The sequence below is a fragment of the Acidocella sp. MX-AZ02 genome (genome assembly GCF_000306035.1).
Taxonomy (GTDB): Bacteria; Pseudomonadota; Alphaproteobacteria; order Acetobacterales; family Acetobacteraceae; genus Acidocella; species Acidocella facilis.
In genome coordinates, this window is sequence record NZ_JH976210.1 from 18,835 (window position 1) to 32,202 (window position 13,368).

At 59.0% G+C, this 13,368-nt stretch carries 11 protein-coding genes; 9 read left to right on the forward strand and 2 right to left on the reverse strand.

What is annotated here, in order from left to right; all coding sequences use genetic code 11:
- Nucleotides 1-79: 79 nt before the first annotated feature.
- Complete coding sequence (locus MXAZACID_RS14830; protein WP_008495288.1) at nt 80-625, reverse strand: hypothetical protein; 546 nt, start codon at nt 623-625, stop codon at nt 80-82.
- 456 nt (nt 626-1,081) lie between these two features.
- Between MXAZACID_RS14830 and MXAZACID_RS20330 the strand changes: the two genes are divergently transcribed.
- Both MXAZACID_RS20330 and MXAZACID_RS14840 read left to right on the forward strand, forming a co-directional pair.
- On the forward strand, nt 1,082-1,216 hold the full coding sequence (locus tag MXAZACID_RS20330) for a hypothetical protein (RefSeq protein ID WP_256378786.1): 135 nt from the start codon (nt 1,082-1,084) through the stop codon (nt 1,214-1,216).
- A 26-nt stretch (nt 1,217-1,242) separates the two neighbouring features.
- The gene (locus tag MXAZACID_RS14840; RefSeq protein ID WP_008495290.1) at nt 1,243-2,139 is read left to right on the forward strand and encodes a LysR substrate-binding domain-containing protein; all 897 of its coding nucleotides are present in this window, start codon (nt 1,243-1,245) and stop codon (nt 2,137-2,139) included.
- A 96-nt stretch (nt 2,140-2,235) separates the two neighbouring features.
- Here MXAZACID_RS14840 and MXAZACID_RS14845 read toward each other — a convergent pair whose 3' ends face one another.
- The gene (locus MXAZACID_RS14845) at nt 2,236-3,570 is read right to left on the reverse strand and encodes an MFS transporter (RefSeq protein ID WP_008495291.1); all 1,335 of its coding nucleotides are present in this window, start codon (nt 3,568-3,570) and stop codon (nt 2,236-2,238) included.
- A gap of 413 nt (nt 3,571-3,983) precedes the next feature.
- Between MXAZACID_RS14845 and MXAZACID_RS14850 the strand changes: the two genes are divergently transcribed.
- The 7 genes from MXAZACID_RS14850 to MXAZACID_RS14880 all read left to right on the forward strand — a co-directional run.
- Nucleotides 3,984-4,796, forward strand: coding sequence for an enoyl-CoA hydratase/isomerase family protein (locus MXAZACID_RS14850; RefSeq protein ID WP_008495292.1), 813 nt, complete (start codon nt 3,984-3,986; stop codon nt 4,794-4,796).
- Nucleotides 4,796-6,895, forward strand: a complete 2,100-nt coding sequence (locus MXAZACID_RS14855; RefSeq protein ID WP_008495293.1) for an acetate--CoA ligase family protein — start codon at nt 4,796-4,798, stop codon at nt 6,893-6,895. Before MXAZACID_RS14850 ends, MXAZACID_RS14855 begins: the two co-directional genes overlap by 1 nt.
- The gene (locus tag MXAZACID_RS14860) at nt 6,892-8,445 is read left to right on the forward strand and encodes a 3-hydroxyacyl-CoA dehydrogenase (RefSeq protein WP_008495294.1); all 1,554 of its coding nucleotides are present in this window, start codon (nt 6,892-6,894) and stop codon (nt 8,443-8,445) included. Before MXAZACID_RS14855 ends, MXAZACID_RS14860 begins: the two co-directional genes overlap by 4 nt.
- A 66-nt stretch (nt 8,446-8,511) precedes the next feature.
- Nucleotides 8,512-9,294, forward strand: a complete 783-nt coding sequence (locus MXAZACID_RS14865) for an enoyl-CoA hydratase-related protein (RefSeq protein WP_008495296.1) — start codon at nt 8,512-8,514, stop codon at nt 9,292-9,294.
- A 107-nt stretch (nt 9,295-9,401) separates the two neighbouring features.
- Nucleotides 9,402-10,718 carry an MFS transporter gene (locus MXAZACID_RS14870; protein WP_008495297.1) on the forward strand — a complete coding sequence of 439 codons (1,317 nt, stop codon included), beginning with the start codon at nt 9,402-9,404 and terminating at the stop codon, nt 10,716-10,718.
- A gap of 158 nt (nt 10,719-10,876) precedes the next feature.
- The gene (locus MXAZACID_RS14875) at nt 10,877-12,088 is read left to right on the forward strand and encodes a CaiB/BaiF CoA-transferase family protein (RefSeq protein ID WP_008495298.1); all 1,212 of its coding nucleotides are present in this window, start codon (nt 10,877-10,879) and stop codon (nt 12,086-12,088) included.
- Nucleotides 12,089-13,368: MmgE/PrpD family protein (locus tag MXAZACID_RS14880; protein WP_051060395.1), on the forward strand; the 1,280-nt coding region annotated here is incomplete at its 3' end.

Consider the following 13,368-nt stretch of genomic DNA (forward strand, 5'->3'; position numbering starts at 1 on the left):
ATCGGTGGGATCACGCCCGCTCAGAAACTGAAACTCGCCGCGTGAATTCTACGAACATGCCCCGTTAAAAACGGAGGGATTACTGGTGCGCCATGACCTCGTCGTAGGTTGAGAGGGGCGGCCGGATGAGGGGCTTTGCCGGTTCAGCCGGTGGCGGCGCATCAAATTCTGCGGGCCTGGTGTCCCAATCGATAAAGCGCGCCGGCTGAAATTCGACGGTGTCTGAAGCATCGGGCGGATCTGATTGGCTGTCCCGCGCCCCGACCGGTACCGCTTCCGGCACCGGCGCCGGTGCCGCAAACGCCGTCTCTGCCTGCTGCGCCGTCCTCTGCGGCGGTCCGGTGGCGGTCTTGCGCTGGTAGCCTTTCAGGGGGCGGCGGGCGCGATAGACCTCGCTTTGCAGCCAGTCGGCATCCCACGCTTTGCCGGTGCTGTAGGTGATGCCAGCCAGCGTCATCGCGCGTGCGATCGCCGCCCAGGACCAGTCGCCATGCACAAGCTCCAACAACATGCCGTAATGTTGGCGTAGCCAGGGCCGCACCACATCGCCCTGTCGCCAGAGCGGGCGGAGCATCTCCGCCAAGCTTTCGATCTCGGCCTCGGTGTGAATGCGTTTGCGCGACATGAACACGGGCTTTCAAAAATAGCGGCACGGAGTTTCGCTATTTTTGACGGGGCGGACAATCTTCCGAATCGGAATCTTGACAAGCGCTGAGCTCGTGTCCCAGCCCAATCCAAAGCCTTTTCCTGTGCTGATTCCTATGCTTGTTCCTGGTCTCAAAACTGAGCTCAATTCTAATCTTATCCCCAAGCTCAATCCTGATCTCTAATCTCGCAGGTTTCGTGTGGTAATATCTTATGCGGCTACAACAGACCAAGGAATGCTAGCGCATGCAGGTGCGTTAAGATGAACCGGATGAGATCGCCGCCATCGCGTTCCCGCTTTCCAGCGAAGCCGACATTATCACCGGCCAGATCTTGCATGTCGATCGCGGCGCGCCTGTCGGCCGGACTCAGCTGTGACCGCCGGCCTCGCGCATCAACCTGTTCGCCTGTTTTCAAACCTCGACAGATAAATCTCATGATCAACGATTTCACTTTGTTTGACAGCACCAATGCCCCAGTCGGTGCAGGCGATATTCTCGACGGCATGCAAAAAGCCTGGGGCTTCGTACCCAATCCGCATCGGGTTGCTTTGTCAAAGATCCAAGATTAGACTAACTCATTAAAAATGGCCAAACAATGAACCGTAGACTTCCATCTTTCGCCGCCCTGCGCTCGTTTGAGGCGGCTGGATGTTTGGGCAGCCTGACCCTGGCCGCGAATGAGCTTGGTGTTTCACAAGTCGCGGTCAGCCGTCAGGTTCGGCAGTTGGAGGCTTATCTGGAAGTATCTCTATTTACCCGTAGGCACCGTAAGATCGAAATTACGCGTGAGGGGACACAGCTATTGCAGGGCTTGGTTACGGCCTTCGATGATATCGATAATGCGGTAAAGAGAGTGTCGCGCCGTGGTCGTAACGATGTGATGTCGTTGCAATCCTATACAACCTTCTCACAACGCTGGCTGATTCCGCGGTTACCAGTGTTCCAGGAAGAACATCCAGACATCGAGGTGCGACTGACAACCTCGACCGATCCCGTTGACTTTCAGGGGCGTGCAATCGACGCCGCGATCCGTTCCGGGCGCGGCGACTGGAAGGATGTGGGCGTCGACAAGCTCACTGGCCTGACCTTGCTGCCGGTGGCAAGTCCAACCTTCCTGCGCCACCACAAGTTACGGCAGCCGCAAGATCTGGCCGGTGTCACGTTACTGCATTCGCTAGCCCGCCCCAACGACTGGGCGGCTTGGCTAAAGGCCGCCAAGGTTGAGGGAATAGAGCCCACGCGGGGGTTGAAGTTCGAGAGTTCCGCGCTTGCCTACGAGGCTGCATTGCAGGGGTTGGGCGTTGCCATAGGGATTGAGGTTCTCGTCAATAGCAATCTGAAAGACGGCGCATTGGTGGCCCCCTTCAGCAAACGCCATGTTCTGGACGAGGGCTACTATTTGATCTGGCCAAAAAACCGCAAGCCCTCGCGGGGATTAAGGCTATTCCACGCGTGGTTGCTCAGGCAGATGGAGAAAGAAATCGTGCCGTGAAGGGGGCCAGTGAAAGGCTCTCCCCATCTCCCCGAACTTGACTAACGGGTGTTTACGATACGCCTTGCCATATGGCGCCGAAAGGCATCGCCCCCCTCAGTCCTGGCCAGACGCCTCATGGCGCTCTTTCAAGAAGGAAACGGCAATTAGACTGATGATGGCGCAAACCAGGATATAGCCGGCGATCGCAAAGCCGGTATGGTCGTGGTGGAACAACAGGGTGACGATGATTGGAGTCGGCCCGCCGCCGATGATGGCGGAAAGCTGGTAGCCGATGGAGGAGCCGCTATAGCGCAGCTCCGGCGAAAAATTATTAGCGATAAGCACGGATTCCGAGCCATACATCATCGCAAACGGGATCAGGGAAAGCGCGATCATGATCAATGAGAGCGTCAGAGACCCGGCGCTGAGGAGCGCAAAATAGGCGAACGCAAACGCCGGTGCCGCGATCGTACCTATAATGAACAGGCGTTTGCGGCCAACTCGATCAGACAAATTGCCGAACACCGGAATCGCGACCGTACAAACACATGCGGCAACGAGCAATGTCTGCAAAATCGTATCATGGCCGAGATGCAGGCGCTGCAGACTGAAAGTGTAGATGAAGACGGTCATGACCTGGAAAAACGCCATCTCAACAATCCGCATGAAGGCGATGATCAAGATTTTGCGGTAGTGATGCTTGATCACGCGCGCAACTGGTTGTTGCTGGATGCGGTTTTCCTGTGCGATTGTCCGGAAGACCGGCGTCTCTTCCACCGCGCGGCGGATCAGAAAGCCCAGCCCGACGAGAAGAATGCTGGCGGCAAAGGGCAGTCGCCAGCCCCAGCTCATGAAGGCCGAGCCGGTCGCGAAGCTGGCGGCGGCGAAGGCGAGGTTGGCGAGAACAAGACCCAGTGGCACGCCGATTTGCGGCCAGCTGGCGGCAAAGCCGCGCCGCTCGGGCCGGGCCCACTCCATCGCGACCAGAACGGAGCCAGCCCATTCGCCACCCACGCCAACGCCCTGGATGAACCGCAGAACCGTGAGCGTGACCGCACCCGCGATACCAATTTGCACATATGTTGGCACCAGCGCGACGCTGAAGGTGCCGAGACCCATCATGATGAGTGTCGCGATCAAAGTCCCCTTGCGTCCGATACGGTCCCCGTAATGGCCGAAGATGAGTGCCCCCAGCGGGCGCGCGACGAAGCCCAATGCGAATATGCCGTAGGAGCTGAGCGTAGCCGACAACGGATCGGATTTAGCGAAATACAAGCTTGGGAAAATGAGGCCGCTGGCGATGCTGTAGAGGATGAAATCATACCATTCGATCGAGGTACCAACCATGCTGGCCAGCACCGCCGTCCGACGTTTGGCAATCAACCCGGCTATGTCGACATTGGATTGTTCAAAGCCGTCGGAGATTTCGACGCGGTCCGTTCTGTTCATGGTTTGTCTTCTCCCGAAGCACGCAGCTTATGCAATTTTTGTGGCGTAAGCTTTGGCACTATCACACCGGGATGCACCCGACTTTTGATGCCGGTATGGCCAACTTATAGTTAGGCAAATCGCCTTGAAAACGATTCAAGCGCGCGGTTCAGCCGCCCCAAAACCAAGTGAGAGGCGCGGATTTGCCTAACTTTAAGTTTGTCTAGAAGCCACGCATTGTTGGTTGAGGAGCATAGCCGGTCCTGCGCAGGATGCTGGGTAACGATAAGGCGTCGGGATGGTTCGTTAGGCCACTGGGGGTTTGCCTGCCGGCACTAAAACTCCATCCCGGTTTCAGCCGCCAGGTCGGCCACGGCGCGTTTGATGCGACCTCCTAAAAGGGTCTCACGAATAGCCAAAAAAGAGGAAGAAACATGGACGAGGACAAAGCCCTGCCATCGAGCATCGAATTTGAGGTGGAGCAGGCGGTCGCGACGCTGCGCCTGAACCGGCCGGATGTTCGCAATGCCATTGACGACGACATGCGTGCGGGGCTGATTGGTTTGATTGACCGTGTGGCGCGTGATGAATCGATCAGGGCGTTGGTCATCACCGGCAATGGTAAAGGATTTTGCTCTGGCGGTGACATCAAGAGCATGAAACAGCGTCTGCAGGTTCCACCGGGTGATATCGCCTTCAATGGCTGGCGTCGGCAGCAGCGCACACATCATCTCATTTCAGCATTGCACGATCTGCCAAAGCCAACCATTGCCGCGGTGAATGGCGCTGCCACCGGGCTGGGCTGTGACCTTGCTCTGGCGTGCGATTTTGTCATTGCTTCGGAAGCGTCGACGATGGCGATGACGTATGTTCTGCGCGGTCTCATTCCGGACGGTGGAGGAATGTATTTTCTGCCGCGGCGGGTCGGCCTCGCCCGTGCCAAGGAGCTGATTTTCACCGGCCGCACAGTAAAGCCGCAAGAGGCGCTGGCCCTGGGGATGATCGACCGTATCGCCACTGTGGACCGTCTCGTGCGGGAAGCGCAAGACTGGGCGGCTGAGATGGCGCAAGGCGCGCCTGCCGCCGTCGCTTTGGCGAAGTCGGTCTTGAATCAAAGTTTTGAGCTCACAGCCGAGCAAGTCTTCGGCATGGGCAGTCAGGCACAGGCGATCTGCTACAGCACCCGCGACCATCTCGAGAGTGTGCAGACTTTTCTTGCCCAATCTGCAGGAAAGGAAAAGCGCTGATGGATATCGAACCGATCAGCAGCGTCGATCGCCTGCTCCGACCGCGCCATGTCGCGATTATTGGCGCTTCAGGTGATCCGGGCAAGCTTACCGGCCGTCCGGTGAACTATCTGCGTAAATATGGATTCACCGGCACAGTGCTGCCGGTGAATCCCAGGCTTGAGAAAATCGACGATTTGACCTGTTATCCCGATATTCAATCCCTGCCGGTGGCGCCGGATGTCGGGCTTGTGCTGCTAGGTGCGGAGCGGGCGAGCCAAGCTGTGCGCGCGCTGGCTCAGCGCGGCGCGGGCGCCGCCATTGTGCTTGCCAGCGGCTTTGGGGAATCCGGCGCGGAAGGCGCGAAGCGCCAGGCTGAGCTTCGCGAGGCGGCTGGCGCCATGCGGGTACTCGGGCCGAACACGATCGGCCTCGTCAATCTCTCAGACCGTGTCATGCTCTCCGCCAGCGGTGCGCTAGAGGTAGGCAACCTTCCGGTGGGCCATGTCTCCCTGGTTTCGCAAAGCGGCGGCATATTGGGCGCGCTGCTTTCACGGGCGGCGGATCGGGGCATCGGTTTTGCCAAGCTGGTTTCCACCGGCAATGAGGGCGATCTCGATAGTTCCGATCTGCTCGCACATCTGGTTGAGGATGAGCAGACGAAGGTTCTCGCAGTATATATGGAGGGACTGCGCCGGCCTGAGGCCTTTCGCAGGGTGGCTTACCGCGCTGCGGCGCTGGGAAAGCCGATCGTCGTGTTCAAGGTCGGTCGTTCAGAATCAGGCGCGCGTGCCGCTGTCTCGCATACCGGCGCCCTGGCCGGTGCCGATGCGATGTATGATGCGTTGTTTAAACAGCTTGGCGTCATCCGCGCGCAAAGCTTCAGTGATCTGCTCGACATTCCGGCGGCCCTGGTGCCTGGGCGGCGGATGCGCGGCAAGCGGGTGGCCATCCTCACCTCAACCGGCGGCGCGGGCACGCTGGTGGCCGATAGTTGCGGCCTTGCGGGGCTGGACGTGCCAGCCCCCGATGCCGAGACGGCGCAAAACCTCGCGGCGCTGCAAGGTATGGAGGGCAGCTCCGTGCAGAACCCGGTGGATCTCACGCTGGCCGGATTGCAGCCGCAGATTCTGAGCGCCGCCATGTCTGGATTGTTGGCGAGTGAAAGTTTCGACGCTGCCGTGGTGGTTGTCGGCTCCTCCGCGCTGGCCCAGCCCAACCTGGTCGCGGATGCCGCGGTCGCCTGTCAGGCGCGTAGCGACAAGCCGCTGATCGCTTATGTCAGTCCACATGCGCCGGATATCGTCAAGCTATTGAACAGCAAGGGCATTCCGACGCTAACCCAGCCGGATGGCTGTGCTGCCGTGCTGACGGCGTTGGCCCAGCCGGCCACGATGTCGCCACCTGCCCCTGCACAGGCGCCGGTTCCGCACGCGCCCCTCCCCGCCATGGGCGGCCCCCTCGATGAGGCCGAGAGCAAGCGCCTCTTTGCCGCCTTCGGTATTACGTCGGCCCGCGAACTCGTCGCCGCGTCGCCGGAAGAGGCGGGGCAGCTGGCACAGGGGTTGGCAGGGCGCCTCGTCGTGAAAATCCTCTCTCGGCAGATCGCGCATAAGAGCGATGTCGGGGGAGTGCGGCTTGGGGTCGCGCGGGACGAGGTCGCGGAGGTCGCCGCCCGAATGCAGAGTGATTTGGCGCGGCAGGGCCTGCCCGTGGAGGGCTTCCTGATTCAGGAAATGGTGTCCGGCGGCATCGAATTCATCCTAGGCCTAACCCGAGATCCGCAGCTTGGCCTGGCCTTGCTGCTCGGAGCCGGCGGCGTCGCGGCGGAGCTGTTCAAGGATACTGCGATCCGCCTTTTGCCGCTGAGTAGGGAGGATGCGGTTTCGATGATCGACGAGCTGAAATCCGCGCCGCTGCTGGAAGGCTATCGTGGCGCCCCGCGGCGCGATGTCGACGCATTGATCGAGGCAATCCTAGCCTTCTCGCGGATGGGTGAACAACTCGGTCCGCATCTACAGGAGGCGGAGATCAACCCACTTTTCATTTTGCCGGAAGGGCAAGGCGTTGTAGCGGCGGATGGGCTGGCAGTGTTGACCAAGCCGGAGGCGGAGGCGTGAGCCAGGCGGTGGAGATTGACCGCTCGATGCAAGTCGCCGTTCTGGGGGCGGGGGCCATGGGGGCCGGCATTGCGCTTGTCGCCGCCACGGCGGGGCATGAGGTCTTATTGTATGACGCCATAGAGGGCGCCGTGTCGCGTGCCCTGGAGCGGCTCGCGAAGGATCTAGATGCACTCGTGCGGCGCGGCAAGCTCAGCGCGCAAGCGCGCGAAACACGGCTGCGACGGCTGAAGCCGGCGGCCGGACTTGCCGATCTGGCAGCGGCCGGATTGATCATTGAGGCTGTGACCGAGCGGCTCGAGGTGAAGGCCGATCTATTCGGAGCGGTCGAGCGGGTGGTCGGCGATGAGGCGATTTTAGCCACGAATACGTCCTCAATCTCGGTGACGGCGATCGGGGCCAGGCTCCGCCGTCCCGGGCGCCTGGTCGGCATGCATTTCTTCAACCCGGCGCCGGCCATGCCCCTCGTGGAAATTGTCGCCGGCCATGTCTCGGATGACGAGGTGCTGGCGCGTGTGGTAGCCATTGCCGCCTGTTGGGGGAAGGTTCCGGTTCTCTGTCGCTCCACCCCGGGCTTCATCGTCAACCGCATCGCCAGACCGTTTTATGGCGAGGCATTGCAGTTGGTCTCTGAGCACGCGGCCAAGCCCACCACGATTGATGCCGTTTTGCGCCATGCCGGGGGCTTTCGCATGGGCCCCTTCGAGTTGATGGACTTGATCGGGCATGACGTGAATTACGCAGTGACCGAGAGCGTGTGGAAGGCGATGTATCACGACCCCAGATACCGCCCGTCCTTGATCCAGAAGAGCTTGGTTGAGGCCGGGCTGTTGGGCCGCAAGACCGGACGTGGCATTTACGACTACGCGAGTCAGGACCATCCCGGGCCGGTGGCTGCGCCCGCCGCACCGGCCCCCGAGCACATTCTGGTGCATGGCACCCCCCGCCTGCTGGCCCCCCTGATCGCCGCGGCGGAGGCTGCCGGCCTGCGTGTGGAGCATCGGCCCGTTAGCCGTGAACATCCGGCCGAAGCGTTCTCAATCGGCGATGTTTGCCTGGCTCTCAGCGATGGGCGCACAGCCACGCAGCGCATGGCGGAAACCGGCCGGGCCATGGTTCTTCTCGATTTGGCGATGGACTTTGGCGCCACGAAATGGCTGGCTATGAGCCCGGCCGATCAATTGCGCCCGGGCGCATATGATTTGGCGGTGGGATTTCTGCAGATGACCGGCAAAAATGTTGCCATCATCGATGATGCGCCGGGTTTGATCGTTCTTCGCACCGTCGCGATGATCGCCAATGAAGCGGCCGAGGCTGTGCAGCAAAAGCTGGCAACGCCGCAGGATATCGATTTGGCCATGGTGAAGGGCGTAAATTATCCTCGCGGCCCGCTCGCCTGGATCAAGGCCCTCGGGCCCGACCTGCTGGCCAGGACAATCGAGCATTTAGCCGCGTGCTATGGGGATGGTCGCTATCGTGTCGCGCCGCTGCTGCGCCGTTGGGCGCTCAGCCCGGATACCATGCCTGTTTGGGGAGATATCACGCAATGAAGGCTTACTCAGCACCCGGCAAGACTGTGGCTGGTTATCAAGGACCTGAGTCCCGGGGCGTTTGGCATGCGTGATCAGCGGGTAAAAACCGTCACCAGCCAGTGTGACGGGCGGGTCGCCACCCTTATCATCGACCGCCCAGAGCGTCGCAACGCGCTGAATCAGCAGGTCAAGAGCGAGCTGATCGTGGCGCTGGAGGCCGCGATTCAGGACGATGCCGTCAGCGCCATCATTCTGACGGGGGCTAATGGCGTTTTCGCGGCGGGCAGCGACATCGCCGAAATGGCGACGCTCACTGCAGCGGACCAAGAGGCGGCGGATGGTGGAAAAGTGTTTTCTGTACTGCGGAATTGCCCGAAACCGGTGATCGCGGCGGTGGAAGGTTACGCGCTGGGCGGCGGCTGCGAGCTGGCGTTGAGCTGCGATCTCATCATTGCGGGGGAGAACGCCAAATTCGCGCAACCTGAAATCCGTGTCGGCATCATGCCTGGCGGTGGAGGGAGCCAGCATTTGCTGCGTGCCATAGGACGATACCAAGCAGCCTGGATGGTGCTGACCGGCGAAGCTGTGGATGCGAAGACCGCTTTCGTCATGGGCATAGTGTCAGAACTCGCCGGCGAGGGCGGCGCCTTGGAGGCCGCGCGAAAGCGGGCCGTACAGATTTCAAAGCTTCCTCCCCTCGCAGTGCGTGCAGCTAAATCGGCTCTGCGCAAAGGCGAAGATCTGCTCCTGGCCGATGCGTTGCGGGCCGAGCGTCAAGCGTTCATCGCATTGTTTGATACGGCCGACCAGAAGGAGGGCATGGCGGCTTTTTTGGAAAAGCGTAGTCCAAACTATCGGGGATTCTGAGCGAAGCACTCTTTGCTAACCCCCATGGAGTGCCGATGAAATAGAGAAAATAGCCATATCGCAGCAAGCGGGCTGGCCAAATAAAAAATGCCGAAACGGAGCGAAAAATGTCCTTATCAAAAGCAGACTATGTGAAGTCGATATTCCAGGCGGCGTCGGGAAACTTTCTGGAAATGTACGACTTCTTCATATATGGGTTTTACGCGCAATATATCGCGAAAGCCTTTTTCCCGGCTCACAACCAGTATATCTCCCTGATGGTCACCTTCTCGACCTTCGCGGCGGGATTTTTGATGCGTCCGATCGGCGCGATTATCCTTGGTGGCTATATCGACCGGGAGGGGCGGCGCAAGGGGCTGATGCTCACACTTGCAATAATGGCCATTGGTACAATCTCCATCGCTATCGTTCCGACATACGAATCAATCGGTCTTCTGGCCCCCCTGCTGGTCGTTCTTGGCAGGCTTTTGCAGGGCTTTTCCGCAGGGGTCGAGGTTGGCGGCGCATCCGTCTATCTTTCGGAAATCGCACCAGCCCGTCATCGTGGCTTTTTTGTCGCTTGGCAGTCATCCAGCCTTCAGCTTGCCACGATGACGGCCGCAGGTATTGGCTATTTACTCAACAGCGTCATGATGCCGGACACGATACAAGCCTGGGGATGGCGGATTCCATTTTTCATCGGCGCGCTCATCGTTCCTCTGCTGCTGGTACTCAGAACAACGATGCGTGAAACCGATGCTTTCCTCGCGCAACGCAAGCATCCGGAATTTTCTGAGATCATGCGATCCATGATCCTGAACTATAGAATCATCATTGTTGGTGCTTTGCTGATTTCGATGACAACGGTTGCGTTTTATCTCTCGGAGATCTATACGCCGACTTTCGGCCGGGTGGTTCTGCATCTGAGTGCAAGCGACAGCCTGCTCACCTCCTTCGCGGTTGGTCTCGTAGCATTGTTCGCTGTCCCCGCGATGGGTGCACTGTCGGACCGGATAGGGCGTCGGCCCCTGCTCATTGCGGCAACGATTCTGGCGATGGCGACGTCCTACCCCGTGCTGCTCTGGCTGGTCAGCAACATCACCTTCTATCATCTGGTCCTTACCGAAATCTGGTTTGCCCTGTTATATGCCATGTATAATGGCGCGGCGATGGTCACGTTGACGGAAATCATGCCGGCGCGGGTCAGAACGGTCAGCCTGGCATTTGCCTTTAGCGTTGCAGTGGCACTCTTTGGCGGATTTACGCCAATGATCTCGACATGGCTGATTCACACAACCGCCGATAAGGCCTCGCCGGGATATTGGCTGACATTTGCGGCGCTGTGTGGGATCTGCGCGACGCTTATGCTGCCCCGCTCCAAGAACCTTGCTTCAACCGATACGGCGGCGCAAGTTGGCTCTTCCGTCCCGAACTTCAGTGACTGAAGATAACCGACAGACTACAGCGCTTTGTAAGAAAAACCCGGCATTACGACGTCCGTTTATCCCCGCATCCAGGCGGCACGAACATCAAGCCCCTTCTGCGCCATGCGCCGGAAAATATCGGGCTGGCCTGGATAGGGCAGGGAGGCGGATCTTGCTTATTGGAGGACCAACCGTTGACAGCAGCATTACGCGGCCTGCGTATTATCGATACAACCCATGTTCTCGCGGGTCCCTTTGCGACGTACCAACTTGCCGTTTTAGGCGCAGAGGTGATCAAGGTTGAATCCCCCCATGACCCTGATCAGGCGCGTTGGCAGGGGGTGGACCGAAACCTGAACAACGCCGGTATGGGTACTTCCTATCTAGCGCAAGCCTCGAACAAGAAGAGCGTATGCCTTGACCTTAAAACCATCGAAGGGTGTGAGATACTCAAACGCCTTGTTGAAACTGCAGATGTATTTGTAGAGAATTATCGTCCTGGAGCGCTCGAGGCACTTGGCTTGGGATATAATGCTTTTTCAAATCTCAATCCCAGGCTGATTTATTGCTCCATCTCGGCCTTCGGGCAAACCGGTCAGCGCCGTGAGGAAACGGCTTACGATGGAGTCATCCAAGCCTTTTCGGGTATGATGGCGATGACCGGCACCAGCGCAGTCGGTCCGCTGAAATGTGGTGCACCCGTGGTCGATTATGCAACCGGTACAACGGCGGCGTTTGCCATCGCAGCAGCATTGTTCCAGCGCGAGCGCGCGGGTGGGCGTGGGCAGTTTATCGATGTTTCGATGCTTGACGTGGCTACAATGCTTTGCAGCCCCTATGTCACGGCGCATTTCTGGAATAGCAGTATCCCGAAGCCAAAAGGTAATACCTATCCTTTCGCTACAATCGGCTGTTACGAGACGGAAGACGGATTGCTGATGCTGAGCGCCTCGAACCTTCGTCAGCAGGCTCGCCTCTGGCTAGCGCTCGGGCGGCCGGATCAGATAAAGTCTGATAATAATCAGCGGCTGGATTCCCATGGGCAGGAACAGGCCGTGCTTGCGGAAATTTTTCTTACGCGACCGGCGGATGAATGGGAATTTTTTTTGAAGGGACATCGAGTACCTGCTGCGCGCGTGCGTGGCCTTGAAGAGTCTCTGAAAGACCTTCAACAGTTGGAAAGAGGGGTCTTACAACGCCACAGCGCAGCCGGTACGGCGTTTGAAAATCTAACTGTACCGGTAGCCGCGTTTTCCATGTCGGAAAGTGTCCCTGGCCTTACCGCTCCGCCGCAAGAGGCGGGAGCGCAGACGGGTGAGGTCCTGCGCGCACTTGGATATACGGAAGGGCAGATTGCGGCTTTGCGCGAAGCCCGGGTGATTAACGCGTAATTGGCCGGGTTAACCAAAGAGTTCAGGGGAAATGTCATGGATGCCGCAAGAAAGTTCGCCGCGCTCGCAGCAGGCTGGCGACACAAAACGCTGGAGGCCGAGGTCGAGACAGCGGCCCGGCGCGCGGTTCTTGATTGGTTTGCCACCACGCTCCCTGGCTGCGTCTTGGCGCCTGCGACAGTCCTTGCAAAGGCGTTGGCGTGCGACCGAGGCAGCGGGCGCGCGCAATGCTATGTCGACGGAGTGTCTTCCACCCCTCGGCATGCGGCGCTGCTCAACGCGATCGCGAGTCATACTGTTGAGTTTGATGACATTTTCCGGGACGGGGGTTACCATCCTGGCAGTCCAACCGTAGCCGCGGCGTTGGCTGTTGCGCAGGACCGTAACCTTTCCCTGGAGATGTTTCAGCGGGCCCTAATTGCCGGTTACGAGGTTGGTTGCCGGATTTCATTGGCGGTCCAACCGAGCCACTACGAATATTGGCATACAACATCGACGATTGGCACGATCGGTGCTGCTGTCGCAGGAGCCATGCTGCTTGATTGCGATGAAGAAGCCATCGGTCATGCGATTGGATTGGCGAGCAGTTTTGCCGGCGGTCATCAGCAGAATCTTCAAGGGGTGGGGGCGGCCAAGGCCATGCATCCAGGCCATGCTGCCGATGCCGGGCTCTTGGCCGCCTATGCGGCTGCGGCGGGGCTTACCGCCGCAACCGGTGTGCTGGACGGTATCAAGGGCTTTGCTGCAGCAACAAGCGAGTCGACGGGCAACTGGGCCGCAGCCTTTGAAGGTATCGGGCAATGGACCCCGATTGCCCGGGTCACGGTCAAAAACCATGGCTGCTGCGGGCATATTTTTCCTGCGCTCGATGGCCTGCGAACGATCTTAGCTGAGCGAAACCTTCAACCGGAGCAAATAGCGAGCATTAGTGTTGCCGGCTATGCCGCCACCGCGAAAATGTGTGACAGGCCGCATCCTGTATCAGCACAAGATGCCCGCTTTAGCCTGCAATATTGTCTTGCCGCCCAGAGCCACACCGGAGTTGTTCGATTAGGAGCGTTTACATCTGAGACAATGGCTCGGCATGATATTCGTACCTTTATGAGCAAGATTCGGGTTATGGCTGATGACGATTTAACAGCCCTCTATCCTCGGCGCAGAATGGCAAAGCTCGTAGTAAAATTGCTCGACGGCAAGGAAATTTTTCATATCCAAAAGACTCGAAAGGGTGACCCTGAAGACCCGCTTGCGGACGCTGAAATCGTCTCAAAATATCTAGC

Excerpts from the sequence above, each read along its gene's own strand:
- MXAZACID_RS14830 (WP_008495288.1), bottom strand. The coding sequence starts at position 625 with ATGTCGCGCAAACGCATTCACACCGAGGCCGAGATCGAAAGCTTGGCG.
- MXAZACID_RS20330 (WP_256378786.1), top strand. The coding sequence starts at position 1,082 with ATGATCAACGATTTCACTTTGTTTGACAGCACCAATGCCCCAGTCGGT.
- MXAZACID_RS14840 (WP_008495290.1), top strand. The coding sequence starts at position 1,243 with ATGAACCGTAGACTTCCATCTTTCGCCGCCCTGCGCTCGTTTGAGGCG.
- MXAZACID_RS14845 (WP_008495291.1), bottom strand. The coding sequence starts at position 3,570 with ATGAACAGAACGGACCGCGTCGAAATCTCCGACGGCTTTGAACAATCC.
- MXAZACID_RS14850 (WP_008495292.1), top strand. The coding sequence starts at position 3,984 with ATGGACGAGGACAAAGCCCTGCCATCGAGCATCGAATTTGAGGTGGAG.
- MXAZACID_RS14855 (WP_008495293.1), top strand. The coding sequence starts at position 4,796 with ATGGATATCGAACCGATCAGCAGCGTCGATCGCCTGCTCCGACCGCGC.
- MXAZACID_RS14865 (WP_008495296.1), top strand. The coding sequence starts at position 8,512 with ATGCGTGATCAGCGGGTAAAAACCGTCACCAGCCAGTGTGACGGGCGG.
- MXAZACID_RS14870 (WP_008495297.1), top strand. The coding sequence starts at position 9,402 with ATGTCCTTATCAAAAGCAGACTATGTGAAGTCGATATTCCAGGCGGCG.